Origin of the sequence: Mesorhizobium sp. WSM4310 (assembly GCF_007003935.1) — a bacterium.
Classification (GTDB): domain Bacteria; phylum Pseudomonadota; class Alphaproteobacteria; order Rhizobiales; family Rhizobiaceae; genus Mesorhizobium.
The window spans coordinates 25,554-51,360 of sequence record NZ_VFTA01000008.1 but is presented as its reverse complement, the minus strand read 5'-3'; the positions used below and the strand labels follow the sequence as shown (position 1 = coordinate 51,360).

At 63.3% G+C, this 25,807-nt stretch carries 23 protein-coding genes; 11 read left to right on the top strand and 12 right to left on the bottom strand.

What is annotated here, in order from left to right; genetic code table 11:
- The first annotated feature begins 93 nt into the window (after positions 1-93).
- Together FJV80_RS11305 and FJV80_RS11300 are read left to right on the top strand one after the other, a co-directional pair.
- Complete coding sequence (locus FJV80_RS11305) at positions 94-1,449, top strand: Ppx/GppA phosphatase family protein (protein ID WP_142876460.1); 1,356 nt, start codon at positions 94-96, stop codon at positions 1,447-1,449.
- Positions 1,446-2,243, top strand: a complete 798-nt coding sequence (locus tag FJV80_RS11300; RefSeq protein WP_142876388.1) for an RlmE family RNA methyltransferase — start codon at positions 1,446-1,448, stop codon at positions 2,241-2,243. Before FJV80_RS11305 ends, FJV80_RS11300 begins: the two co-directional genes overlap by 4 nt.
- Positions 2,244-2,251: 8 nt before the next feature.
- Here FJV80_RS11300 and FJV80_RS11295 read toward each other — a convergent pair whose 3' ends face one another.
- Entirely contained in the window at positions 2,252-3,673 is a 1,422-nt protein-coding gene (locus FJV80_RS11295) for an MFS transporter (RefSeq protein WP_142876387.1), read from the bottom strand.
- A 262-nt stretch (positions 3,674-3,935) separates the two neighbouring features.
- Here FJV80_RS11295 and guaB point away from each other — a divergent pair, with 262 nt between their 5' ends.
- Genes guaB through FJV80_RS11280 form a run of 3 tightly spaced genes read left to right on the top strand, consistent with a single transcriptional unit; the run spans position 3,936 to position 6,458 of the window.
- Positions 3,936-5,438: an IMP dehydrogenase gene (gene guaB / locus FJV80_RS11290; RefSeq protein WP_010915551.1), complete on the top strand. Its 1,503-nt coding sequence runs from the start codon at positions 3,936-3,938 to the stop codon at positions 5,436-5,438.
- On the top strand, positions 5,389-6,012 hold the full coding sequence (locus tag FJV80_RS11285; RefSeq protein ID WP_095770470.1) for a hypothetical protein: 624 nt from the start codon (positions 5,389-5,391) through the stop codon (positions 6,010-6,012). Before guaB ends, FJV80_RS11285 begins: the two co-directional genes overlap by 50 nt.
- A 26-nt stretch (positions 6,013-6,038) precedes the next feature.
- The gene (locus FJV80_RS11280; RefSeq protein WP_095770469.1) at positions 6,039-6,458 is read left to right on the top strand and encodes an MAPEG family protein; all 420 of its coding nucleotides are present in this window, start codon (positions 6,039-6,041) and stop codon (positions 6,456-6,458) included.
- Positions 6,459-6,465: 7 nt separating this feature from the next.
- Here the strand turns inward: FJV80_RS11280 and FJV80_RS11275 are convergent, their stop codons facing one another.
- The 4 genes from FJV80_RS11275 to FJV80_RS11260 form a co-directional block, all read right to left on the bottom strand.
- Positions 6,466-7,500, bottom strand: coding sequence for an acyltransferase (locus tag FJV80_RS11275; protein WP_142876386.1), 1,035 nt, complete (start codon positions 7,498-7,500; stop codon positions 6,466-6,468).
- Positions 7,501-7,514: 14 nt separating this feature from the next.
- A complete protein-coding gene (rnd, locus tag FJV80_RS11270) occupies positions 7,515-8,666 on the bottom strand; it encodes a ribonuclease D (protein ID WP_095770467.1) in 1,152 nt (383 codons plus the stop codon).
- A 75-nt stretch (positions 8,667-8,741) separates the two neighbouring features.
- Complete coding sequence (locus FJV80_RS11265) at positions 8,742-9,986, bottom strand: MFS transporter (RefSeq protein ID WP_095770466.1); 1,245 nt, start codon at positions 9,984-9,986, stop codon at positions 8,742-8,744.
- Between the two features lie 136 nt (positions 9,987-10,122).
- On the bottom strand, positions 10,123-10,305 hold the full coding sequence (locus tag FJV80_RS11260; RefSeq protein WP_245438043.1) for a hypothetical protein: 183 nt from the start codon (positions 10,303-10,305) through the stop codon (positions 10,123-10,125).
- 239 nt (positions 10,306-10,544) lie between these two features.
- Between FJV80_RS11260 and aspS the strand changes: the two genes are divergently transcribed.
- Positions 10,545-12,335: an aspartate--tRNA ligase gene (aspS, locus tag FJV80_RS11255; protein WP_185975188.1), complete on the top strand. Its 1,791-nt coding sequence runs from the start codon at positions 10,545-10,547 to the stop codon at positions 12,333-12,335.
- Positions 12,336-12,452: 117 nt separating this feature from the next.
- On the opposite strand, the gene FJV80_RS11250 is transcribed toward aspS, so the two are convergent.
- A complete protein-coding gene (locus FJV80_RS11250; RefSeq protein WP_095770464.1) occupies positions 12,453-13,643 on the bottom strand; it encodes a hypothetical protein in 1,191 nt (396 codons plus the stop codon).
- A 327-nt stretch (positions 13,644-13,970) separates the two neighbouring features.
- Between FJV80_RS11250 and parC the strand changes: the two genes are divergently transcribed.
- Together parC and FJV80_RS11240 are read left to right on the top strand one after the other, a co-directional pair.
- Complete coding sequence (parC, locus tag FJV80_RS11245; RefSeq protein ID WP_142876384.1) at positions 13,971-16,223, top strand: DNA topoisomerase IV subunit A; 2,253 nt, start codon at positions 13,971-13,973, stop codon at positions 16,221-16,223.
- 253 nt (positions 16,224-16,476) lie between these two features.
- Complete coding sequence (locus FJV80_RS11240) at positions 16,477-17,694, top strand: AI-2E family transporter (protein ID WP_095770461.1); 1,218 nt, start codon at positions 16,477-16,479, stop codon at positions 17,692-17,694.
- Positions 17,695-17,733: 39 nt separating this feature from the next.
- On the opposite strand, the gene FJV80_RS11235 is transcribed toward FJV80_RS11240, so the two are convergent.
- The 3 genes from FJV80_RS11235 to FJV80_RS11225 all read right to left on the bottom strand — a co-directional run bounded on the left by FJV80_RS11235 (position 17,734) and on the right by FJV80_RS11225 (position 20,133).
- On the bottom strand, positions 17,734-18,630 hold the full coding sequence (locus FJV80_RS11235; protein ID WP_142876383.1) for a DMT family transporter: 897 nt from the start codon (positions 18,628-18,630) through the stop codon (positions 17,734-17,736).
- A 128-nt stretch (positions 18,631-18,758) separates the two neighbouring features.
- Positions 18,759-19,523 carry an arginyltransferase gene (locus FJV80_RS11230; RefSeq protein WP_019857587.1) on the bottom strand — a complete coding sequence of 255 codons (765 nt, stop codon included), beginning with the start codon at positions 19,521-19,523 and terminating at the stop codon, positions 18,759-18,761.
- Between the two features lie 139 nt (positions 19,524-19,662).
- On the bottom strand, positions 19,663-20,133 hold the full coding sequence (locus FJV80_RS11225; protein WP_095788425.1) for an RDD family protein: 471 nt from the start codon (positions 20,131-20,133) through the stop codon (positions 19,663-19,665).
- A 213-nt stretch (positions 20,134-20,346) separates the two neighbouring features.
- On the opposite strand from FJV80_RS11225, the gene sthA reads away from it, so the two are divergent.
- Complete coding sequence (gene sthA, locus FJV80_RS11220) at positions 20,347-21,732, top strand: Si-specific NAD(P)(+) transhydrogenase (protein ID WP_095770458.1); 1,386 nt, start codon at positions 20,347-20,349, stop codon at positions 21,730-21,732.
- A 59-nt stretch (positions 21,733-21,791) separates the two neighbouring features.
- Here the strand turns inward: sthA and FJV80_RS11215 are convergent, their stop codons facing one another.
- Positions 21,792-22,451, bottom strand: coding sequence for an alpha/beta hydrolase (locus FJV80_RS11215; protein ID WP_142876382.1), 660 nt, complete (start codon positions 22,449-22,451; stop codon positions 21,792-21,794).
- Between the two features lie 201 nt (positions 22,452-22,652).
- On the opposite strand from FJV80_RS11215, the gene FJV80_RS11210 reads away from it, so the two are divergent.
- A complete protein-coding gene (locus tag FJV80_RS11210) occupies positions 22,653-23,831 on the top strand; it encodes an OpgC family protein (RefSeq protein WP_095770456.1) in 1,179 nt (392 codons plus the stop codon).
- Positions 23,832-23,839: 8 nt separating this feature from the next.
- On the opposite strand, the gene FJV80_RS11205 is transcribed toward FJV80_RS11210, so the two are convergent.
- Positions 23,840-24,916 carry a substrate-binding domain-containing protein gene (locus tag FJV80_RS11205; protein WP_142876381.1) on the bottom strand — a complete coding sequence of 359 codons (1,077 nt, stop codon included), beginning with the start codon at positions 24,914-24,916 and terminating at the stop codon, positions 23,840-23,842.
- Between the two features lie 352 nt (positions 24,917-25,268).
- On the opposite strand from FJV80_RS11205, the gene FJV80_RS34500 reads away from it, so the two are divergent.
- A complete protein-coding gene (locus FJV80_RS34500; RefSeq protein WP_185975181.1) occupies positions 25,269-25,418 on the top strand; it encodes a hypothetical protein in 150 nt (49 codons plus the stop codon).
- A 17-nt stretch (positions 25,419-25,435) separates the two neighbouring features.
- Here FJV80_RS34500 and FJV80_RS11195 read toward each other — a convergent pair whose 3' ends face one another.
- Positions 25,436-25,801: a DUF423 domain-containing protein gene (locus FJV80_RS11195; RefSeq protein WP_142876379.1), complete on the bottom strand. Its 366-nt coding sequence runs from the start codon at positions 25,799-25,801 to the stop codon at positions 25,436-25,438.
- Positions 25,802-25,807: the final 6 nt, after the last annotated feature.

Genomic DNA, 25,807 nt, shown 5'->3' with positions numbered 1-25,807 from the left:
GGCCACGGCACTGTTAGTCTGGCGGCAACTTGAAACATGCCAAAGCGCCTGCTGCGTCCTTCACCGGTTCGCGCGGCGCCGGAAGGAACGACAGTGGAAGACCGCGACACCGGCGCAGGCGCGTCGGAGGTGGGCGCGTCCAGCGCTTCCCCAGGGCCATCGGGCTCGGGGACAGCCGGTTGGCAGAAACGCCGCCCGACGGAACCGCGCTCCGCCGGTGGGCAGGCGGGTGACGCGACCCATCACCAGAAGGGCAAGCCCAAGAAGCGGCGCAAGCGAAGGCGCGGGCGCAAGGTTTTTGCGCGCGACGAAACGCAGGGCAATCGAGCGCCGGTGCCAGGCCAGGCTGTTCCGGCTTTGGAAGCGAAGCTGCCGACGGCGCCGGCAGTCTCCCCCACCGCTCCCGCGCCACGCCCCGAACAGGGCACGCGCCGGCCGCCGGTGCATGAGCTGCCGGTCTTCGCGGCCCTTGACCTCGGCACCAACAATTGCCGGCTGCTGGTCGCCGTTCCCACACGGCATGGCCAGTTCCGCGTCATCGACGCCTTCTCACGCATCGTCAGGCTGGGCGAGGGGCTCACCGCCAATGGCCGCCTCGGCCAGCCGGCGATGGATCGCGCCGTCGAGGCGCTGAAGATCTGCGGCGACAAATTGCGCGGCCGCAAGATCAGGAAGGCCAGGCTGATTGCCACCGAAGCCTGCCGCTCGGCGGAGAACGGCGTCGAATTCCTCGAACGCGTCGAGCGCGAGGCCGGCCTGAAGCTCGAGATCATCGACCGCCAGACCGAGGCGCGGCTGGCGGTTTCCGGCTGCGGCTCGCTGGTCGAGCGCGACACGCAGGGCGTCGTCCTGTTCGACATCGGCGGCGGCTCTTCGGAGATCGCGCTGATCGATCTCACTGGCCGCCGTTCGCCGCGGCTCGCCAATCATATCGTCTCGTGGACGTCGCTGCCGGTCGGCGTCGTCTCACTGGCCGAGCGCTTTGGTGGCCGTACCGTGACGCGCGGGATCTTCGACGCCATGGTCGACGACGTCGCCAGCCGTTTGGCGAGCTTCGACGGCCGCGACCGGCTGAGCCACCTCAAGGCCAGCCCGAATTTCCATCTGCTGGGCACGTCCGGCACGGTGACGACGTTGGCCGGCGTCCACCTCGATCTCGAGCGTTACGACCGTCGTCGGGTTGACGGGCTGTGGATGGACCGCGACAGCGTCGACCGCATGGTGGAGCGACTGGTCGGCTGGGATTTCCAGCAGCGCTGCGCCAACCCTTGCATTGGCGCCGACCGCGCCGATCTGGTGCTGGCCGGCTGTGCCATCCTCGAAGCGATCCGCGCCGTCTGGCCTTCGGAGCGGCTGCGCGTCGCTGACCGCGGCCTGCGCGAAGGCATATTGAGCGAGCTGATGGCCGATGACGGCGTCTGGCGCAACGATGGGCGTGGCCGTCAATGACCAAGAAACCGGAAAATCCAGGATCGGCCGGCATTCGCGTGCTGAAGACGCGGATCAAGAAAAAGAGCGGCCTGAAGGAATCGTCGCGGCGCTGGCTGCAGCGCCACATCAACGATCCCTATGTCCAGCGCTCGAAGGCTGACGGCTATCGCTCGCGCGCGGCCTACAAGCTGATCGAGATCGACGACAAGCACCATTTGCTGAAGCCCGGCATGAAGGTGATCGACCTCGGTGCCGCCCCCGGCGGCTGGTGCCAGGTCGCGGCCGCGCGCACGAAATCGACGGCGGAAAATCCGCATGTCGTCGGCATCGACTATCTGGAAATGGATGCCGTGCCCGGCGCACCGGTGCTTTTGATGGATTTCCTGGATGCGGATGCGCCGCGCAAGCTCGCCGAGACGTTGGGTGGGAACCCGGATGTCGTGCTGTCCGACATGGCGGCACCAACCACCGGCCACAAGCGCACCGACCACATCCGCACCATGCATCTGTGCGAAGTGGCGGCCGATTTCGCGCTGTCCGTCCTGAAGCCGGGCGGCCATTTCCTCGCCAAGACTTTTCAGGGCGGCGCCGAGAACGAACTGCTGTCCATGCTCAAGAAGAATTTCCGCTCCGTCCACCACGTCAAGCCGCCGGCCTCGCGCGATGAATCGGTCGAGCTTTATCTGTTGGCAAAGGACTTCAAAGGGCGAGAGTCCGTTCCGCCATCAGGCGGATCGGAACGTCCAGTGGACGTTCCGAAGGACTCGAGCGCCCGGAGCCATAGCGAAGGGCCGGGGGACGCTGACCGCTGAGCTGGCCCTCACTCGCCCGGCGATCTCGCCGGTTCCAGCGTCTTGGGTGTCGTCAGCCGGCCATGGCCGGAGACGGCATTGCCGGCATCGGGCGCCAGCCGCATGAATAACAGCGACGCCGCCGCCGATACGGCCGCCACGATGAAGAAGGCGATGTGGAAATCGCCCAGCGTCAGCGGGCCGCCATGGATCGAGGTCGCGACTTCCAGGATGCCGCCGGCCAGCGCCACGCCAAGCGCGATCGACAGCTGCTGGAACACCGCCGTGATCGGCGTTGCCTTGCTGGTGTCTTCGGCCGACGCTTCGGCATAGGAGAGCGCGTTGACCCCGGTGAAAAACATCGAGCGGATGAAGCCGCCGACCAGCAATATGGCCAGCATCAGTGCGTAAGGCGTTTCCGGGGTGAAAAGGCCGTAGATGGCGATCGATGCGGCGGCGACCAGCGAGCCGACGATCAGCACGCGGCGGAATCCGGCGAGGCGAAAAATCAGTGCGGTGACGAATTTCATGCCGATGGCGCCGACCGCCGAGACAAAGGTGATCATGCCGGACTGGAACGGCGTCAGCCCGAAACCGATCTGGAACATCAGCGGCAGCAGGAACGGCACTGCTCCGATGCCGATGCGAAACAGCGAGCCGCCAAGCACCGATGAGCGGAACACCTGGTTGCGGAACAGTTCGAGCGCCAGCAGTGGATTTTTGGCGCGCCGCGCATGCATGAGGTAGAGTGCGCCCGACAGCAGCCCGACCCCCACGGTGATGAATCCGGTCGCAGGCGGCAGATAGGGCAGGCTGACCACCGACAGGCCGAAGACCACGCCGGATGCCGCAAGCCCGCTCAGCACGAAGCCGATGAAATCGAGCGGCGGCGTCTCCATCGATTCGGTTTCCGGCAGGAAGCGCGTCGCCAGCCAGATGCCGACCAGGCCGATCGGCACATTGATCAGGAAGATCCAGTGCCAGGTGAAGTAGGTGGTGATGAAGCCGCCGATCGGCGGGCCGACAAGCGGTCCGACCAGCGCGGGAACGGTCAGCCACGACATGGCGGCGACCAGGTCGCTCTTGGGCGTGGCCCGCACCAGCACCAGGCGCCCGACCGGCGTCATCATGGCGCCGCCAATACCTTGCAGGAAGCGCGACACCACGAAGGCCGGCAGCGAACCGGACAAGGCGCAAGCGACCGAACCGACGATAAACACCGCAATCGCGGCGCGAAAAATGTTCTTGGCGCCGAAGCGGTCGGCCATCCAGCCGCTGATGGGAATGAAGATCGCCAGCGACACCAGATAGGCCGTCAGCGCCAGCTTGAGCGCGATCGGGCTGGTGTGGATGTCGACGGCGATCGCCGGCAGCGATGTCGCTATGACGGTCGAATCCATGTTTTCCATGAAAAGTGCGACCGCCAGGATCAGCGGAATGGTGCGATTCACGAGCGTGACCGTTTCAAATTTTCTCTTCGGCCGGGGGCGAACCGATACAGGGGGCGGTTATCATGGCTGGACACCCATGTCGTGTTAAATTGCTGTCACTTTTGTGCGACCGCAACCGTGGGTGGCTGTTGTGCAATGCAACGATCGGCTTTTCATCCGCGTCGCGACGTGTTACCAGCCAGCGCCAATCCTGAAAGGGAAGATGAGAGTCGGCGCTGTCCATTCCGGTCCAGCGCTTTTTCCGCATTCTAAAGGGCTGGCCATGGCAAAAATCATCGAAACGTCCACAGGCGCACTGGCGCTGACCTTTGACGACGTGCTTTTGCAGCCGGGTCACTCCGAGGTCATGCCCGGCGAAACCGATGTCCGCACCCGCATCGCGGGCGACATCGATCTCAACGTGCCGATCCTCTCCGCCGCGATGGACACCGTCACCGAGGCGCGTCTTGCCATCGCCATGGCCCAGGCCGGCGGCATCGGCGTCATCCACCGCAATTTCTCGCCGGCCGAACAGGCCGAGCAGGTGCGGCAGGTGAAGAAATTCGAATCCGGCATGGTGGTCAATCCGGTCACCATCGGTCCGGACGCCACGCTCGCCGATGCGCTGTCGCTGATGCGAACCTATTCGATCTCGGGCATTCCGGTGGTCGAGAATGGCGGCACTGGCGGCCACAAGACTGGCAGGCTGGTCGGCATCCTGACCAACCGCGACGTGCGCTTTGCCTCCGACCCGGCGCAGAAGGTCTATGAGTTGATGACCCGTGAGAACCTGATCACGGTCAAGGAGAATGTCGACCAGGACGAAGCCAAGCGGCTTCTGCACCAGCACCGCATCGAAAAACTCGTCGTCGTCGACAAGCAGGGCAATTGCGTCGGCCTGATCACCGTCAAGGACATCGAGAAGTCGCAGCTCAACCCGCACGCCACCAAGGATGCGCAGGGCCGCCTGCGCGCGGCGGCCGCCACCAGCGTCGGCGACGATGGCTTCGAGCGCGCCGAGCGCCTGATCGACGCCGGGGTCGATCTTCTGGTCATCGATACCGCGCACGGCCATTCGCAGCGCGTGCTCGACGCCGTCACCCGGGCGAAAAAACTCTCCAACTCGGTGCGCATCCTGGCCGGCAACGTTGCCACCGCCGAAGGCACGCAGGCGCTGATCGACGCCGGCGCCGACGCCGTCAAGGTCGGCATCGGCCCGGGCTCCATCTGCACTACCCGCATCGTCGCCGGTGTCGGCGTGCCGCAGCTTTCAGCCATCATGTCCGCCGTCGAGACGGCGCATAAGTCGGGCGTCTCGGTGATTGCCGACGGCGGCATCAAATATTCCGGCGATCTCGCCAAGGCGCTCGCCGCCGGCGCCAGTGCCGCCATGATCGGCTCGCTGCTGGCCGGAACCGATGAGAGCCCGGGCGAGGTCTATCTGCACCAGGGTCGCTCCTTCAAGGCCTATCGCGGCATGGGTTCGGTCGGCGCCATGGCGCGCGGCTCGGCCGATCGCTACTTCCAGGCCGAGGTGCGCGATACCCTCAAACTGGTCCCGGAAGGCATTGAGGGCCAGGTTCCATACAAAGGACCTGTGTCTGGCGTGCTGCACCAGCTTGCGGGCGGGCTAAAAGCCGCTATGGGTTATGTCGGTGGCCGCGACCTTGCCGATTTCCGCGAGCGCGCCACTTTTGTGCGCATATCCAACGCCGGACTTCGTGAAAGCCACGCCCATGACGTCACGATTACCCGCGAAAGCCCGAACTATCCCGGCGGAGCCTGAACAATACGGGCTCGGGCGGAGCCTGACCGCGACGGTCCTGCGGCTGCCACGCCACGCGGCCGCACTGTGTTTCCTGTCGGCGGCGGTTTTCATCGCCATGACGGTGATGGAATTCTTCTATTTCCGCCAGTTGAGCGGCGGCCTGCCGTCGCTCGACATGCGCTATTTCGGCTTCACGCCCGACGAAGGCATGGCCTGGCTGACGGCGCTCGGACGGCGCGGCGGCGAGATCATTCTGGTCTGGCACTATCTGACCTTCGATCTGTTGTTCCCGGCGCTGCTGTCGCTGACCTTGGTGAGCCTGGTCCTGGCCAGCGGCCGGCGCCTGCAGAACTTCCGCGAGCTTCCCGGGCAGGTGCAGTCGATCTTCGCCCTGGTTCTGGTGCTGCCCTACACGCTGGCCGACTATGCCCAGAACATCGCCGTGGCGCGGCTTCTGTCCGATTTCCTGTCGGCCAACCCGGATTCACTGTCTTTCGCTTCTGCTCTGATCGTCACCAAATTCGCGCTTCTCGCCATCCCGGTGGTCGTCATCGCCGCTTTCTGGCTGGTGGGCCAAAGACGCCAGGCCTGAAGCCGGACAGAGCAGGGGAAATATCCATGAACCAGACGACGATCTTCTGGCCCGTTCTGGCGCATGTGGCTCTGGTCTACATCGTCTACGGCGTATTGGGGCGCCGCAGAAATGGCGCAATCAGATCAGGTGAGGCCGAGGTCGGACAGTACAAGGCCCGCTCGACCGAGCCGGCGTCCAGCATCACCGTTGCCGCCAATCTCTGCAATCAGTTCGAACTGCCGGTGCTTTTCTATGTGCTGTGCCTGACGCTCCACGTCACCAACGGGGTCAACTATCTGACCTTGGCGCTGGCGTGGATTTTCGTCCTGACGCGTTATTTTCATGCCTGGGTTCACCTGACCAGCAACAATCTGCGGCTGCGCAGCCGCTCTTTCTTCGCCGGTGCGGTGGTGCTGGCGCTGGCCTGGATCTGGTTTGCGCTGCATTTGCTCGACATCGTCTGAGGCAGGGTCATGCGGGGGTTGCGGCCCTCGACATCAAGCGCGCCGCATGGATTTCGATCCTCCGCCGAAATCTATGCTCGACCGCCCACGCGACGAATGCTGCAAGGGCGACCACGGTGCAGAACGCTATGCCGATCCGAAGATACGGGGAGGCGATCCACGGAGCCAGCCATCGTATGATCGCGACACCGACATTCTGGTGCAGAAGATACAGAGGATAGCTGATCAAGCCGATGTAACTAACGCTTCGCCAGATCTTGATATCGCGCAGCTGGAGGCCGATGACCCCAAGAATTGAAAGCGCGATCACCCAGGCACTGAATGCTGAACCGCCCCACAGCTTGACAACAACCACCAGGCATCCGGCTGTCACGACCGTCTGCACAGTTCGGGTCGATCGCCTCGCCGCGATGCCCATCAAGAAGAAGAGGCTGTAGGGGAACAGAAAATACGGCATGGCGACGCCCTTGAAGGGGTAAATCAGAGCCTGATGGTCTCTCCACAACCCTGAAAACTGTGCAATTGCGCCCAGAACGGTAAAGCCGGTGAAAAGGACGAGGACGCGATTTGGCCAGAGATAGAAGATGAGGCCGAACACGAAGTAGAATTTTGCTTCCGCAAGCAGTGACCAGTAGGCGCCGTCGACAAGCGGCGTTGGAGCGAACAGGGTTACCCAGCTTGCGTTTTTCAGTCCGTCGAGCGCTGAAACCTCCCTACCCGGAAGACCCAGAGCCGCAACCACGACAAGCGTGATCGAGATACAGGCGATGAGCGCGGGCTCCAGCCGCGTAAATCTCTGCAGCCAGAACATCCACACGGTTCCAGACCGCTCTGCTGTCATCGCGATGCAGTAGCCGCTGATAATGAAAAAGAGAAAGACGCCAACTATCCCTTGCCATGGCAGCGTCATCTGGTGGTCGAACCCGATGTAGTCGGTGGGAAAGCGGGACGTATAGTGGAAGATCAGAACCAGCATCACGGCAATCGCACGCAATGCGTCGATCGCTTCGTATCGCCGGTTCTCGTCCTGATCCGAACGCATCGGCTAGAAAGCCTCTAGAGGTCGAACACCGCTATTTTACGCTTGTCGAACTTTATCCCGATCTCGCCGCGCACCAGCTTCAGCGCCGCTTCGCCGAACACGGCGCGCCGCCAGCCCTGCAGTGCCGGCACATCGGCGTCCTCGCCTTCGGCGGCGATGCGGTCGATGTCGTCGCTGGAGGCCAGCACCTTCGAGGCCACGCCCTGCTTTTCGGCGACGATCCTGAGCAGCACTTTCAACAATTCCGCGGCGGCGCTCGAGCCTTCCGGCGGCTGGAAATTCTTCGGCAGTTTCGGCATCTGCTCCTTGGGCAAGGCCAGCGCGGTATTGACCGCCCCAAGCAGGGCCGTCGCCGTCGAGGAGCGCTCCCAGCCCTTGGGCGTCGTGCGCAGCTTGGCGAGGGCAGCCGTGTCGCGCGGCGCCTGCTGCGCCACCTCGTAGATCGCGTCGTCCTTGAGCACGCGGCCGCGCGGCACGTCGCGCTCGCGCGCCTCACGTTCGCGCCATGCCGCCACGGCTTGCACGATCGCCAGTTCCTGCGGCTTGCGCAGCCGCATCTTCAGCCGCTTCCAGGCGTCTTCGGGATGCGGATCGTAGGTCTCGCGCGAGGTCAGGACGTCCATCTCTTCGTTCAGCCAGTGGGCACGGTTCTCCCGCGCCAGTTCGGCGCTCAAATGCTGATAGACCTCGATCAGATGGGTGACGTCGGCGAGCGCGTAATCGAGCTGCTTCTCGGACAGCGGCCGGTGGCGCCAGTCGGTGAAGCGCGACGACTTGTCGAGCCGCGCGCCGGTGATGCGCTGCACGAGCTGATCGTAGGAAACGCTGTCGCCGAAGCCGCAGACCATGGCCGCGACCTGCGTGTCGAACACCGGGTGCGGCACGAGATCGCCGAGATGGACGATGATTTCGATGTCCTGGCGCGCCGCATGGAAGACCTTGACCACGGCCTCGTTGGCCATCAGCCGGAAGAACGGGGCGAGGTTGATGTCGGGCGACAGCGGGTCGATCAGCGCGGTGACGCCGGGCGCCGCCATCTGGATCAGGCACAGGATCGGCCAGAAGGTCGTTTCGCGGATGAACTCGGTGTCGACGGTAACGAAATCCGACTTTTCGAAAGCGGCGAGAACGGTCTCGAGTTCTTTCTGTGTGGTGATGACGTGCATCAAATCGCTTTTGGCAGGAGTAAGGTCTTCCTAGATTTCAGCCGGGAAGGCTTTCGTCAAGCTTTGGCGCCGCCATCATGCGCTTCCCGGGCCATCGGTATCGCCATTGCGCCTGGCCAGCCGCGCGAAAACGGTCGACGTGCGCAACAGCGCGATGAAGCGGCTGCGCTTGCCCACGGGCACGCCGGAGCGTGCCTGCATCCGGTAGAGGATGACGGCGATGAAGATCGCATAGACGGTGGCGCTGAAAACGAACAGCGCGCTCGGCCCGAAATGCTGCATCACTGTCGAGGCGGCGAAAGGGCCGCCGATGGCGCCGAAGGAGTAGAACAGCATCAGCGCCGCATTGATCAGCACGAACTCGCCCGTGCCGGCGCGGTCGTTGGAATGCGCCGCCGACAGCGAATAAAGCGGCATGGCGAAACAGCCGAAGATGAAGATGATGATGAAGTTGAACAGCGGATTGCTGCCGGCGATGAACACCAGCGCCAGGGCTGAAAGCATCGCGCAGCAGGTCGTCAGCAACAGCACCCGGCGCCGGTCCCAGCGGTCGGAGAGGTAGCCGAGCGGATACTGGATGATGGCGCCGCCGAAAATGCCGACGCTGACGAAGGTTACGACATCGGCGACCGACATGCCGATCTGTTCGGCATAGACCGGCGACAGCGTGCGAAATGCGCTGTTGGTGACGCCGACGGCGATGCAGCCGAAGCAGCCGAGCGGCGAAATGCGCCAGACGCGCGCCAGGTCGAGCTTGACCTCCTCCGGCGGTGTCGGGTTGGAGCGGTCGCCGAGCGAGACCGGCACCAGCGACAGCGTTATCATGATCGACATGATGGCGAAGATGGTGAAGCCGCCGGCGCCGAAGACCGGGATCAGGAACTGGGCCGATGTCACCGAGCCGGTGTCGACCATCCGGTAGATCGCCAGCACCCGCGCGCGATCCTTGTTGGTGACGCCGGAATTCAGCCAGCTTTCGACGATCGTGAACAGTCCGGCGAAGCAGAAGCCGCCGGCAAAGCGCACGGCGCACCACATCACAGGATCGAGCACCAGAACCAGCAGCAGAGTGCCGACCGATGCAATGGCGGCCAGTGCCGAAAACGCCCTGATATGGCCGACCGCCTTCATGATTCGGGTAATGGCCAGGCAGCCGAGCAGGAAGCCGGCGAAATAGAAGGTGCCCATCAGGCCGATGGAGGAAGCGGAAAACCCCTCCTGCGCGCCGCGCAGTGCGATCAGCGTGCTTTGCAGCCCATTGCCGCCGAGCAGGATGCCTGCGGCGACAAGAAGCGGGATCAGCGGGCGGATGGAGGACATGAAAAGGCGATCACGTATCGGTGATCCCTTCTTGAACCATTACCCTCGTCAATGCCAGCGGCAAATGTAGGCCGGCATTGAGGGGGCAGGCCGTTGCATTCCATGGCGAATTCGTCCCGGCTTGGGACGCAGTCGTTCAATCCATGCTAGAATTCAGCAGTTTCAGCGATGCAGCATGTGCGACGGCGTCGCCAATATCTTCGGTGTCCATGCCCGGTTCGGCCTGGAACAAGGCCATTGGCTTGTCGCCCTGAAGCATCAGTTCCAGCTCGCGGCCATTGTGTGGCCCAATGCCCGGCGGGAGAGTGCGTTTTGGCACTGGGCGTCTCCAGGTCGCTTGATACCAGATCGCTTGATAAATGCGTTGTCTCAGGAAACACGTCCAGCGGCAATGCGTGGAGGCCGGCAAAGACTTGAGCCCTGACGGTCGAACCTGGATACGGCCCAACGTCTCCTTGCCTTGACAAATCCGGCCTCCCATGCGCTTTTCGCGCAAATTTTGGGCCGGGCTTCGATGCTTTGGCCTGCCACCCAGCACCCCGGACTTTACCAATGACAATGCACCGTTACCGCAGCCATACCTGTGCCCAGTTGAGAAAGAGCGACGTCGGCTCTTCCGTTCGCCTGTCGGGCTGGGTGCATCGCGTGCGCGACCATGGCGGCCTGCTGTTCATCGACCTGCGCGACCACTATGGCCTGACCCAGATCGTCGCCGATCCCGATTCGCCAGCCTTCAAGGTCGCCGAGACCGTGCGCGGCGAATGGGTCATCCGCGTCGACGGCGAGGTCAAGGCGCGCCTGCCGGAAACGGTCAACGCCAACCTGCCGACCGGCGAGATCGAGATTTTCGCCCGCGAGATCGAGGTGCTGTCGGCGGCCAAGGAATTGCCGCTGCCGGTGTTCGGCGAGCCGGACTATCCCGAGGACATCAGGCTGAAGTACCGCTTCCTCGACCTGCGCCGCGACACGCTGCACAAGAACATCGTGGCGCGCACAAAAATCATCGCCGAGATGCGCAAGCGCATGAACGATGTCGGCTTCACCGAATTCTCGACGCCGATCCTGACGGCTTCATCGCCCGAGGGGGCGCGCGACTTCCTCGTGCCGTCGCGCATCCATCCCGGCACGTTCTACGCGCTGCCGCAGGCGCCGCAGCAGTACAAGCAGCTGATCATGGTGTCGGGCTTCGACCGCTATTTCCAGATCGCGCCGTGCTTCCGCGACGAGGACCCGCGCGCCGACCGTCTGCCGGGCGAATTCTACCAGCTCGACCTGGAAATGAGCTTTGTCGAACAGGACGACGTGCTGTCGACCATGGAACCGGTGATGCGGGGCGTCTTCGAGACCTTCGCCAACGGCAAGCCGGTGACGCAGAAGTTCCAGCGCATTCCCTACGATGTCGCCATGCGCAAATACGGCTCCGACAAGCCAGACCTGCGCAACCCGATCGAAATGCAGGCCGTCTCCGATCATTTCCGCGATTCCGGCTTCAAGGTGTTCGCCAACATCCTGGCCAACGACCCGAAGGCCGAGGTGTGGGGCATTCCTGCCAAGACCGGCGGCAGCCGTGCCTTCTGCGACCGCATGAATTCCTGGGCGCAAGGCGAGGGCCAGCCGGGGCTGGGCTACATCTTCTGGCGCAAGGAGGGCGACAAGCTCGAAGGCGCCGGTCCGCTTGCCAAGAACATCGGCGAGGAGCGCACCGAGGCGATCCGCCAGCAGCTCGGCCTTGCCGACGGCGATGCCGCCTTCTTCGTTGCCGGTGATCCCAAGAAGTTCGTTTCTTTCGCTGGTGCGGCCCGCACGCGCGCCGGTGAGGAACTGAATCTCGTCGACCGCGAGCGCTTCGAATTGTGCTGGATCGTCGACTTCCCGTTCTTCGAACGGAACGAGGAGGAGAAGAAGATCGACTTCGCCCACAACCCGTTCTCGATGCCGCAGGGCGGTATCGATGCGCTGAACGGCGAGGACCTGCTCGGCATCAAGGCCTTCCAGTACGACATGGTCTGCAACGGTTTCGAGATTGCATCAGGCGGCATCCGCAACCATCTGCCCGAAACCATGGTCAAGGCTTTCGAGACGGTCGGACTGGACCGTGCCACCGTCGAGGAACGCTTCGGCGGCCTCTACCGCGCCTTCCAGTATGGCGCGCCGCCGCATGGCGGCATGGCGGCCGGCGTCGACCGCGTCGTCATGCTGCTGGTCGGCGCCAAGAACCTGCGCGAGATCACCATGTTCCCGATGAACCAGCAGGCCTACGACCTGTTGATGAGCGCGCCGTCGGAAGCAAGCCCGCAGCAGCTTCGCGAACTAGCACTGCGTGTCGCCCCGACCAGGAAGGACGCCTGATGGCGAGGTTCGGGCAGTACTTTAAAAACCCGCCAGAACCGATTCTTTCGACTCGATAATCCAAAAAAATAGCCCGGCATCGCTGCCGGGCTATTTTTGTATTCTGAGGCCGTTCGATCAGTCTTCGTTCGCCTTGACGCTGATGCCGAGCGTCTTCGGCAGGTCGAGCGGGTTGGACATGGCGCCGGCCATGATCAGCGCGAACGGCACCGAGGCCGGCGGCTCGGCCGAGATTTCGAGGCTCTTCGGGTCGTCGAGATATTTGCTGACCGCCGCGGTCACCTGCGCCGTCAGTTCCGGATTGTTGAGCTGCGCCATGCCGAAGGGCACGATCGCCTTGGCCTGGTTGGCGATGTCCTTGGCCGACATGCCTTGCTGCTTGCCGACATATTCCAGCACCTTGCCGGTCAGCGAATCGTCGTCGAAACGGATCGAGGCGCCGTTGAACGACAGCTGCTGCAACAGGCCGAGCATGGCCATGCCTTGCGCCGAATTGTCCGCGCCTTCAGGCTGCGCGGCCATCTTCTTCTGCATTTCCTGCAGCGACTTGATGAAGTCGATCGTGTAGCCGCCGAGGTCGAAGGTCATGCCGAGCGTGCCGGCATTCTCGACGGAGATGTCGTATTTCGACAGTTCCATCTTGCCGTCCGAGGGCTGCCAGGTGCCAGCCATTGCGAGATTGCCCGAAATGTTCTGGTAGCCCAGCGCATCGATGACTTCCTTGGACTTGGGGTCGTCGACCAAAGAGAGATCGGCCGTGAATTTTTCCGTATTGCCGGTGAATTCCATCGCCTTGCCGTCCGCGGGCGGCGTGATCTGGATGGCAAGCCCATCCATCGAGAAGGCGGTCTTGTCGGCGACCTTGACCGTCATGTTGGCGAGTTCGGCGGATTTGTACATCATCAGCGAGCCCAGCGGGCCGGTGGCGCCATCGGCCGGAACCACCATGTCATGGATGACGAAGGGGCTGAGGTTGAGGGTGACGCCGTCCTTGGCGTGCTCGAAGGCCGAGGTCGAGACGGTGCCGATATCGAATCCACCATTGGCCGCGGTCACGTTCTCGAGTTTGACGTCGCCGATGGTGAGGGCCTCCTTTTCCGCGGCCGGCTTGATCGCAACGCCCTGCAGCACCATGCTGGTGTTGTCGCCGGTCACCCCGGTCCAGGAGATGTTGACGCCCTGGGCAGCCAGCGCGGCCTTCAGCCGGTCGGCAACTGCGGCATCCTGGGCAAGGGCCGCGTTCAGCGGCAGTGTGAACAAGAAGGTCGAAAGAGCGAATTTCCGGAGAGTTGAGCGTTTGATTGTCATCGCAAGGTCCCTGAGAGTGTCCTGAAATTGTTTTTCAATTCTTCGCGCCATCACCATTCCGTGACGAACTGGACGGGAAAAAGGCGTGTCCCGGTACCATGGTCGAAAATCACGGTGAAAGGCAAACTCGATCCCACCGTCTTGGCGCAAACCGGTGAATTTGTCATGAAGAGCCGGTTGCCCGATATCATCACGCTTGGCCATAAAGGCCTGATGTAACAGGCTGATGTTGGTCGACATCCCCAGGCATACGGTTTCATGTTGCAGAACGGCGGGTATATCTGTCGGCCTCTTGCCGCGAATCGCCCGCTCGGCTAGTTCCAGCCCATGGGAAAAAGGCTTTTGCCGCCTCAAGATGGCGGTGGCGATCACATTGAACCGGTCGATCTGAAGAAGGCGCTGGAAGAGCGCTATCTGGCCTATGCGCTGTCGACCATCATGCACCGGGCGCTGCCCGACGTCCGCGACGGGCTGAAGCCGGTCCATCGCCGCATTATGCACGCCATGCGGCTGCTTAGGCTCAACCCCGACCAGGGTTTTGCCAAATGCGCCCGCATCGTCGGCGAGGTCATGGGTAAGTTCCACCCTCATGGCGACCAGTCGATCTACGACGCGCTGGTGCGGTTGGCGCAGGATTTTTCGATGCGCTATCCCTTGGTCGACGGGCAGGGTAATTTCGGCAACATCGACGGCGATAACGCCGCCGCCATGCGCTACACCGAAGCGCGTATGACCGATGTGGCGACCGAACTGTTGTCCGGCATCACCGAGGATGCCGTCGACTATCGGCCGACCTACAATGAAGAGGACGAGGAGCCGGTGGTGCTCCCCGGCGCCTTCCCGAACCTCTTGGCAAACGGCTCGTCCGGCATCGCGGTCGGCATGGCGACATCGATCCCGCCGCACAATGCGGCCGAGCTTTGCGACGCCGCATTGCACCTGATCGAGCATCGCGATGCGCCGGTGTCGAAGCTGATGGATTTCGTCCAGGGTCCGGATTTCCCGACCGGCGGCATCATCATCGACAGCCGCGCCTCCATTCTCGAGGCCTACGAGACCGGCCGCGGCGGTTTTCGTGTGCGCTCGAAATGGAGCCAGGAGGACCAGGGCAGGGGCACCTGGAGCATTGTCGTCACCGAAATCCCCTATGGCGTGCAGAAGGCGCGGCTGATCGAGAAGATCGCCGAACTGCTGATGGCCCGCAAACTGCCGCTGCTCGAGGACATCAGGGACGAAAGCGCCGAGGATATCCGCGTCGTGCTGGTACCGAAGAGCCGTTCCGTCGATCCGGGCATCCTGATGGAATCGCTGTTCAAGCTCACCGAGCTTGAAAGCCGTTTCCCCCTCAACATGAATGTGCTGTCGCGCGGCAAGGTGCCCAACGTGCTGTCGCTGAAGGGCGTGCTGCAGGAATGGCTCGACCACCGCCGCGACGTTCTGATCCGCCGCTCGAAACATCGCCTGGGCGAGATCGAAAGACGGCTGGAGATCCTTGCCGGCTACCTGATCGCCTATCTCAACATCGACGAGGTGATCAAGATCATCCGCGAGGAGGATGAGCCCAAGCAGGTGATGATGGCCCGCTGGTCGCTCACCGACAACCAGGCCGAGGCCATCCTCAACATGCGCCTGCGCGCCTTGCGCAAGCTGGAAGAATTCGAGATCCGCAAGGAATTCGATGGCCTGAGCGCCGAGAAGAAGCAGATCGAGGCGCTGCTGGCGTCCGATGCCAAGCAATGGTCGACGATCAAGTGGGAAGTCACCAACATCCGTGACAAGTTCGGCCCGGAGACCGACCTCGGCAAGCGCCGCACCCAGTTCGCCGATGCACCCGAGCACGACCTGACCGACATCGCGCACGCCATGATCGAGCGCGAGCCGGTCACCGTGGTGGTTTCGGAAAAAGGCTGGCTGCGGGCGATGAAGGGGCATCTGGCCGACCTTTCGACGCTGACCTTCAAGGAAGGCGACAGCCTCAAGCTCGCCTTCCACGCGCAGACCACCGACAAGGTGCTGGTCTTCACCACCGGCGGCAAGTTCTACACAATCGGCGCCGACCGGCTGCCCGGCGGGCGCGGCCATGGCGAGCCGATCCGCATCATCGTCGACATGGACAATGACCAGGACATCGTCACCGCCTTCGTCCACGATCCGAAGCGCAAGCTGCTGCTGGCCTCATATGACGCCAATGGCTTCATCGTGCCGGAGGAGGAAGTGGTCGCCAACACCCGCAAGGGCAAGCAAGTGATGAACGTCAAGGCGCCGGACGAGGCCAAGCGTTGCGTGCCGGTCACCGGCGATCACCTCGCCATCGTCGGCGAGAACCGGAAAATGCTGGTGTTCGCGCTTTCGGAAATTCCCGAGATGGGCCGCGGCAAGGGCGTGCGGCTGCAGAAATACAAGGATGGCGGCCTGCTCGATCTCAAGCCGTTCAGCTTGGAGACGGGCCTGTCCTGGCAGGATTCGGCCGACCGCACTTTCACGAGGTCGCGCGAGGAACTGGCCGAATGGATCGGCGCCCGGGCATCGGCCGGCCGCATGGTGCCGAAGGGTTTCCCGAGGACGGGCAAGTTCGGGTAGCTGCTCTCCCCCTCGAGGGGAGACGTCGCCAAAGGCGACAGAGGGTCGGTTCGACCGGACCGGCCTCCGGCTTCGACCGGACGCGACCTGATACTTTGAGCAGAGAACGCTGGCGCTTTACGCGCGGCAACCCCCCTCTGGCCAGCCGGCCACCTCCCTCAAGGGGGCCGATTCCAGGGCATTTGGAGTATCGTCACGATTGCTGCACTATATCAGTGCATAACGGGGAAAGGTGTTTGGGAGAGACGGGCGTTTGAAAGAATCCAGGATCCAGAAACCGGAACGGCAGCAGCGCCTGTTCGGCCTGTCGACGCCGCTGCGGTCGGCCGTCATTCCGCCGCTGTCGGCGGCGCGCTGGCTGCTGGTGCTGATCGTCGCCGCCGGCGTCTATTTCTTCCACGGTTTCCTGTTCCCGGTGCTGGCGGCACTTGTCATCGCTTTCGCCAGCTGGCCGCTTTACCAGCGGCTGCTGGCTGGTGTCGGCGGCAACCGCACTATCGCCGCCACTCTGGCCATCCTGTTCATCCTCGCCTTCCTGGTGATACCGATCGCGCTCGCCGGCACCTACGCCATCAACGAGGTGCGCGAGTGGGTCGGCTGGGCGATCGAGACCAATCGGCATGGGGCCGTGACGCCGCACTGGATCGCGACCATGCCTGTCGTAGGCGACTGGCTGAACGAGCAATGGACGACCAATTTTGGTCATCCCGGCGGCATTGGTGAACTGATCCAGCTGATCAGCGGCGCAAACATAGGCAGCATCTATCGCGGCGCGCTCGCCGCCGGCGGCAGTGCGTTTGGGCTGCTCCTGACGCTGCTGTTCATGATGATCGCCCTGTTCTTCGCCTATCGCGACGGCGAGCATTTTGCCGGCCAGGTCGATCGCCTGGGCGAACGCATCCTGCCGACGCGATGGGAGCGGATTTCGCGAGTCGTCCCGGCGACCATTTCCTCGACGGTGACCGGCATGACCGTGATCGCCATCGGCGAGGGGCTGGTGCTGGGCATCGCCTACTGGCTGGCTGGCGTGCCGTCGCCGGTGACGCTTGGCGCCCTGACCGGCGTCATGGCGCTCATCCCCGGCGGGGCGCCTTTGTCCTTCACCCTTGTCTCGATTTATCTGGCCGCCAGCGGCTCGCCCATGGCCGGTCTGGCGCTGTTCCTGTGGGGCGCGGTCGAACTGTTCATCGTCGACAAGACACTGCGCCCGAAGCTCGTCGGCGGGCCGATAAAGCTGCCCTTCCTGCCGACCTTTTTCGGCCTGATCGGCGGCGTCAAGACGATGGGGTTCCTCGGCCTGTTCATCGGCCCGGTGCTGATGGCGCTGCTGGTCGCCATCTGGCGCGAGTGGCTGCGCGAGGTGGAACTGGTCGACGAGTTGACCGCCGACTCGGCGGCCGAAATCGAAGGCGGGCCGCCGCAGATTGAAATCCTGCCGGAACCCGGCGTGGCGAAGAAGGCCAGCGCCTGATCCCGAAACGCGACTTGCGCCAGGCCCATCAATTACAAGTCAGACCGGATGGTGCACCGCAAGGTCACCCCGCTGCCTACGGCCGTCATGCAGTTGCCAGAGCGAATGGGCGACCAGCGTGACGATCAGGATCGCGCCACCGATCAGACTGTTGCGGGTCGGTGTCTCGGCAAAGATCATCCACACCCAGACCGGCGCCAGCACGGTTTCGAGCAGATAGAACATCGCCACTTCCGGCCCCGAAATGTATTTCGGCCCGGCGGCGAGGCAGAAGAACGAGATCGGCATGATGACGGCGCCGTTGAAGATGATCCACCAGGGCGCGTTCACGTGAAAGCCGGTCTTCGAGACCATGCACACCGCAACGATAAGCGGCAGGATGACGCCGATCAGAGCCGTGAAACCCATGTCCTTGCCGCTGGCTCGCGAGATGGTGATGGCCGATGCGATGCAGAAGGCCGAACACAGCGCCATCAGGTCACCGAACAGATGTCCGGCGCCGATCGAATCGCCGACGATGATGGCCACGCCGAAGATCATCAACGCCAGCGCGGCGAGCGTCGCAGGCCGCGGCCGCTCCTTCAGGAACAGCCATGACAGCAGCGCGGAGAACATGGTGGTGAAAGCCAGGATGAAGACGAGATTGGCCGTCGAGGTATTGAAGACGCCGGTGATGAAGGCGATCGAGCCAAGCCCGTAGAACGCGGCGACGACGAGTCCTGTCCAGCCTGGAATGAGTTGCGGCGCGTTCTTGCGCAGCGAGCGCCAGACTGCCCAGATGACCAGGGCAGCCATGAAAGTGGTGCCGGTGCGCAACATGAGGATCGTCCATGCGCCGCCATCGGCGAGGCGGATCAGCGGAATGTCGACGGTCAGAGTCAGCCCGCCAATGGCGGTTATCAAGAGGCCCTTCTGGTGGTGGTTGTGAGAGGACATGCAGGAACTTTCGCAATGAAATGCAGGCCGAGGGCTGACCGGTGCAATGGCGCACTCTCTCCAGCCGACCGGCTGAAAGACCAGCATCCCCTGCCTTGAAACCGTTTAAGCGCGGATCGTGGATAAACTCAGCGTGAAACCGCTTCGTTGGTGTAGCGCTCCCAGCCCTTGGGGCCGAGATGCTCCTGCGGCATGAAGCGCATCTTATAATTCATCTTGCGAGAGCCGTTGACCCAGTAGCCGAGGTAGACATGGGGCAGGCCCATCGCCCTGGCGCGGGCGATGTGATCGAGGATCATGAACGTGCCGAGCGAACGCTCCTCGAAATCGGGATTGAAGTAGGAATAGACCATCGACAGGCCGTCGGCCATTTTGTCGGTGAGCGCCACCGCGATGAGTTCGCCCTGACCCTTGCCGGTGATGAAGGTGTCGGGCCCACGCCGCCGGTACTCGATCACCTTGGTGTCGACGTGGGTATCCTCGACCATCATGGCATAGTCGAGCACCGTCATGTCGGACATGCCGCCGCGACGGTGGCGGGCATCGAGATAGCTGCGGAACAGCGAATATTGTTCCGTCGAGGGCTCGGCATTGTGCATAGCGCCGACGAGGTCGGAATTGTGCTGCAGCACACGCTTCATGTTGCGGCTGGCGGTGAATTCCTGGGCGAGGATGCGCACCGAAACGCAGGCGCGGCATGTCTCGCAGGCCGGGCGGTAGGCGATGTTCTGTGAGCGCCGGAAGCCGCCTTGCGTCAACAGGTCGTTCATCTCCGACGCCTTGTCGCCGACCAGGTGCGTGAACACCTTGCGCTCGAACTGGCCGTCGAGATAGGGGCACGGCGACGGCGCTGTCAGGAAGAACTGCGGCGACTGGGTCGGATGCTGCGTCATTTACGTCTTGGAAACGCTCCTTCGAGTCGCTCTACCTTTGGCGCGGAAAGCGAAAAATTCAACAGGATTGTGAAGGCGCAGGCATGCGAACGCCTTCACATTTGCGCCGACAAGGCAGAAGCGCTCCCGAAAAACGCCCTTAACGGTCGGTGCGGCTGACCACCGTGCCAAGCAAAAGGTCGTGCAGCGTGCGCTTGCGGTCGGAGAACAAGGTCACCAGCAGGACCAGCGGCGACAGGATGACGTTGCCCGCCCAGAACAGCACGGAATGGACGACCGCGGTCAGGCCGTCGATCGGCCGCCCGTCGAGACGATCGAGGCGGATACCCATCATCTTCATGCCCGTGGTCGCCTGGTCGGCGCTGCCCAGCGTGTTCCAGATGTAGAGGATGGCGACGGCCGGCACCAGGACGCCGAACAGCATCCAGCCGAGACCGAGGGTCAAAAGCCCGAGGAAGAACACCAGTATGGCGAAGGGAATGGTGAGCAGAGCAACGATGATGTAGTCGAGCACGAAGGCCAGGATGCGCCGTGTGCGCACGCCTTCATAGGCCCGGACATCGTCAAGCCGGGTGTTGATGATTTCGCCGTCAAGAACGCGCGCGTTCATGTCATTTCCTCGTAACAAGGCCCAACATAGGGTGCGGGCCGCACGCCAATGAAATGGTGAAGGCCTGTGTAGGAATCAAGGTCGGGATCCCGTCGGGGGGCGCAAGGCGCGAGCGACACAGGACACGATCCGAATCGGTTGAATTTGCCGGGCGGATGGCATTAGCTTGCTGCGGCGCAACAAATGCGCTCAGGGGCAGAGGGACGGGGCACTATGGACTATGACATGCTGGTCATCGGCAGCGGCCCCTCCGGCCGCCGCGCCGCCGTGCAATCGGCCAAGCTCGGCAAATCGGTGCTGGTGGTCGACCGCGGCCGGCGCCTCGGCGGGGTCTCCGTACACACCGGCACCATCCCCTCGAAGACGCTGCGCGAAACCGTGCTTAATCTCTCGGGCTGGCGCGAGCGCGGTTTTTATGGACGCGGCTACAGGGTCAAGCAGGACATTTCCGTCGGCGATCTGATCGAACGCCTGCACAAGACGCTCGATCACGAGGTCGAGGTGCTGCAGCACCAGTTCATCCGCAACACCGTCAAGAGCGCCCGCGCGGCGGTGAAATTTCTCGGCCCCAACAAGGTCAGCCTGACATCAGACAATGGCGATTACAGCGAAGTCGGATTCGCCAACGCCCTGGTCGCGGTCGGCACCAGGCCGCACCGGCCGCGCGATGTGCCCTTCGACAAGACCCGCGTCTTCGACAGTGACGAGATGCTGGAACTCGACCGCCTGCCGCGCACGCTGACGGTGATCGGAGGCGGTGTCATCGGCGTCGAATACGCCACGATCTTTTCCGCGCTCGACGTGCCGGTGACGCTGGTCGAGCCGCGCAATTCCATCCTCGATTTCGTCGACCGCGAGATCGTCGACGATTTCATCCACCAGATGCGCGATCGCGGCATGACGATAAGGCTTGGCAGCGCGGTGAAGGAAATCCGCTCCAAGCCCGAAGCCGCCGAAGTGGAACTGGCCGATGGCCGCACCATCCGTTCGGAAGTCGTGCTCTACGCCGCAGGCCGCACCGGCAATGTCGGCAGCCTGGGCCTCGACGTGGTCGGAATCGAGGCAGACTCCCGAGGCCGCATCAAGGTCGATCCGCAGACCTTCCAGACCAGCGTCCCCAACATCTACGCCGCCGGCGACGTCATCGGCTTTCCGAGTCTAGCCTCGACCTCGATGGAGCAGGGCCGGGTGGCCGCCTGCCACGCTTTCGGCGTGACGCTACCGCCGCCGCCGGAAACCTTCCCCTATGGCATCTATGCGGTGCCGGAGATCTCGACCGTCGGCCAGTCCGAGGAACAGGTGCGTGAAAGTGGGGCCGCCTATGAGGTCGGCGTGGCGCGTTTCCGCGAGACCTCGCGCGGCCACATCATGGGCGTCAACACCGGCTTCCTCAAGCTGTTGTTCTCGATCGAAACGCGCCGCCTGCTCGGCGCGCACATCGTGGGCGAGGGCGCCACAGAGCTCATTCACATCGGCCAGGCCGTCATCAATCTGGGCGGCACCGTCGACTTCTTCGTCAACAACACCTTCAACTATCCGACGCTGGCGGAAGCCTACAAGATAGCCGGGCTTGATGCCTGGAACAGGATGGGGCGGTAGGCTCCAGTCCTTCTGTCGATTGCCGGAGCGCAGGCACGGGTCGCGGCCTGCGATTGGGCCTACGCCACGGCAGCCGATCCCACCAGCCATTGCCTGACTATGTCCGCGTCCGGATCGCCGATTTCATGGCCCGAGGGAATGATCCGGGCGTCGATCTCGGCGCCGTGGCGGCCGAGCAGCGTCACCAGCGCCGGCGCGAACGGTCCGTAGGTCTCGTCGGCGGCACCGGCGATGATCAGCATCCTTGTTCCCGCCAGGTCCGTCGCGGGCACATGGTCGAGGACGGGCATCGGTCGCAGCAGTGCCGCCTGGCGGACGATGCCTGGATGGAGCAGCATCAGGCTGGAAACCAGATTGGCGCCGTTCGAATAGCCGAGGTACGTTGCGCGATCGGGATCGAGCCCATGGCGTCTGGCTGCCTCGCTTGCGAATGAAGCGAAAGCCGCCGTCTCTACGAGGATGCTCTTCTGTTCGAAGCGCGTCGGGTTTATCCGCTCGAACCAGCGAAAACCGTCCTCCTGGGGGATGCGGCCACGCGCCGCGACCAGCGTGACGCGGGGCGCGATCCGTCTTGCCAGCGGTATCAGGGTCGTCTCGTCGACACCCGACCCATGCAGCAGGAACAGGCACTCACGGCTGTCTCTGCCAGCGGCCATGAGGCGATAGGCAAAGGCCATATCCGTGACCAGGGGGGCGTTTTCGGGGTCGTCGCCGATCATCCCGCATCCTCTTGATTATATGAGGTTCCGCTCAATTTGCCGGCTTCAAAACGCAATATTTTCATGCTCCGCGAAAGTTGATTGAACCGGGCGCATTCCGGCCCGTTTATGCGCCGATATACTCCGCGTGGGAGGAATCGAAGCGGTGCGCCGGGGGTCGCATTGCTGGACATGAACAACCAGCTTTGAGGCCTTTTGTCGATGACTACCCCTATTTCGCCCCAACGCGATACGCGTATCGATGTGCTGCGCGCGCTGGCCCTGATCATCATTTTCATCGACCATGTGCCCGGCACGGCTTTCGAAACCCTGACCTACAAGAATTTAGGTTTTTCGGACGCGGCCGAGGCTTTCGTGCTGATTTCCGGCATCTCGGTCGCGCTCGCCTACGGCACCAAGTTCCGGCCGGGTGGTCGGCTTCTGGCCACGTTGAAGATGTGGCGGCGCGCAGCCGTGCTCTACGTCGCCCACATCGTCACCACGATGGTGGTGATCGGCTTGTTCTGCACCGTGGCGGTGTTCGCCAGGCGCCCGGAGCTGCTGAAACTGATCAACATCGAGCCATTGATGAAGAACACGCCGGAGGTGCTGGTCGGCATCGTCACGCTCGGCCATCAGCTTGGCTACAACAACATCCTGCCAGTCTACGCCGCGCTGCTCTTGATGGCTCCGGCCTTCGTCCTGCTCATCAGCTACCGGCCTGCCGCGGCACTTGCCGCGTCCGGTGCGCTGTGGCTCGTCGCCGGCATCTGGCAGATCGCTCCGCCCAATTATCCCGAGCCCGGCTTCTGGTTCCTGAACCCGCTGTCCTGGCAGTTCCTGTTCAACATCGGCCTTGCGGCCATGCTGCATGTCAGGCGCGGCGGAGTCATTCCGGTCAACCGCTGGCTGGTCGGCGCGGCCGCGGCCTATGTGGCGACGGCGCTGGTCTGGGTGCACAGCCCGCTTTGGGGGCAGATAACCTGGTTCAAGCTTCCCGTGGTGCTCGGTGGCTTCGACAAGACGTTCCTGTCGCTGCCGCGGCTGTTGCATATACTGGCGGTCAGCTACCTCATCGTCGCCTTGCCGGCGCTGTCGAACCTGTTCCGCACCAGCCCTGATCACCCGCTGGCGATACTCGGCAAGCGCTCTCTGCCGGTCTTCATCGCCGGCACGGTGATCGCCATGGTCGCGCAGGTGATGAAACTGATCAATCCGGGCGGGCTTGCCTATGACACCCTGCTGCTGTCGGCCGGCATCGCCATGCAGTTCGCGCTGGCCTTCTATCTCGAATGGCTGTCGGCCATCGGTGGCTTGGGCAAGGTTCGCGCGCCGCAAAAGGACATCACGCCGGTGCGTGCGTCTTTCGGCATCTCGGCGGTAGCAAGGGCCAATCGCTGAGGGGCGTTTCAGCCGCGCGGGGGAGCCGACGAGGCGCGCACGATCAGCTCGACCGGCAGCAATTGCCGGCTGACCTTGCCGTCGCTCTCCAGGATCGCCTTGACGGCAAGGCGGCCCATTTCGGCGATCGGCTGGGCGATCGTGGTCAAGGGCGGCTCCGACATGGCGGCTTCCGGAACACCGTCGAACCCGACGATGGAAACATCGTTTGGGACGTTGAGCTTGCGTGCGCTCAGCCATTCGAGCGTCACCAGGGCTATCTTGTCCGACATCGCCAGGATGGCCGTGGGCGGCTCCTTGACGGCGAAGATGGTTTCGAGCGCCGCTTTCGTGCTGGCCGCATCGTTGGCGGTCTCGTAGACGGGCACCTTGGATGTGTCGATGCCGACCCGCGAGAGTTCCTGGAGATAGCCGGTGAGGCGGTCGCGCGTTCCCGCATAGGTCGCGGATCGAACCTGCTCGGGTGAAACGAGCCCTGTCCTGCCGTCGGCAAAAGGCAGTGCCAGGACGGCGAAGCGGCGATGTCCGAGATCCGTCAGATGGCGAGCCGCCAGGCTGGCGCCGGCGATGTTGTCGACGCCGATCGCCGCAACCGCCCCATCCTCGGAGTCCAGGTCGAGCGCCACGAAGGGCAATTTGCGCTCGCGTGCCAGTTCCACGAGGCGCGAGCCGCCTTCGATGCAGAAGACGATGAAGCCGTCGACCAAGGCGCTCTGGATGTTCCAGGCCAGTTGTTCATTGTTGGCGGCCGAGACCAGGGAGATGCCGGCTCCCGTAGCGTCGCAGGCCTGCGAGATGCTCGCCATCATGACGCGCGCGAAGGGATCGTCGAAGAAGTAGGAGAGGGGTTCGGCCGTGGCAACGCCGATGGCGTTGACCTTGCCCGCCCGCAACAGGCGGCCCTTGGGATCCGGCCCGCCATAGCCCATCGCCTCGGCCGCCGCCTTTACCCTTTCGCGGACTTCCTCGCGCACGATCTCCGGGCGGCTGAAGACATTGGATGCGGTGCCGTGCGAAACACCGGCGGCCTTGGCGATGTCGGCCAGCCGGACGGGTCTTCGATTGCCTGCGGTGAGTGACGCCATTGTGCGTGCCTCCTGACATGCATTTAGCACGTTCCGGATTTGCATCTAGCATTTTCGTTGGATCGATTCAAATTTTGCTTGACCGAAGATGCCTTGAAGTCTATGTTTGAATCGATCCAAACTGCAGATTTGCCTCTGCTGAGTGACAAGGAGGAGGTAGCCATGCATCCCGTCAATTATCAAGACATCTACCGCAACGGCTGGCGGATCGGATCCGCCAACAGCTCCAGGCGCCGGGGCAGGACCGGCCCTTGGATTCGCGATCTTCGCTTCCTTGTGGAGCGCAAGTGCAGCTAACCGACGCATTTTTTGCTCACTGATTGGATCGATTCAATTCAAAGGGAGAAGAACCATGCATCCCATCAAGCATTTGTTCGAGGACATCTATCGCAACTACTGGGGCATCGCCCCGGCCGCCGAGCGGCCGAGGGTGCGGCGCCTGACGAAGCCGGCCGCGCGCAATCGCGATCTTTGGGTACGTATCGAACGTCCCAAGGATTGATACCCGCGTAGTCGGTCTCAGGAACGCGGACGCACCAGGGCGGAGATCGCGATCCCCAGCCAGCCGGCGATGAGCAGGGTGCCTCCGATTGGCGCCGACATCGGAAACAGTCTCGATCCGAGGAAATCGCGGGCGAGGAGATCGCCCGCGAAAAGCAGGAGCCCGGCAAGCAGGACGAGGCTCGCGATCCGCAGGCAGCGATTCGCGCCGATGAGGCCGACGGCGAGGAAGACAGGCGCGTGCATCAAGAAGAACGACGCGGCCGTGCCGGTAAAGGCGCCGCCGCGGTGCGCGGCCGCTGCCGACAGCGCCACGCCCGCCGCGCCGGAGAGACCGCCGGCAAGCACGAGGAGACGGCTGGCGCTCGGTTCGGCGGAATTCATGTCGGC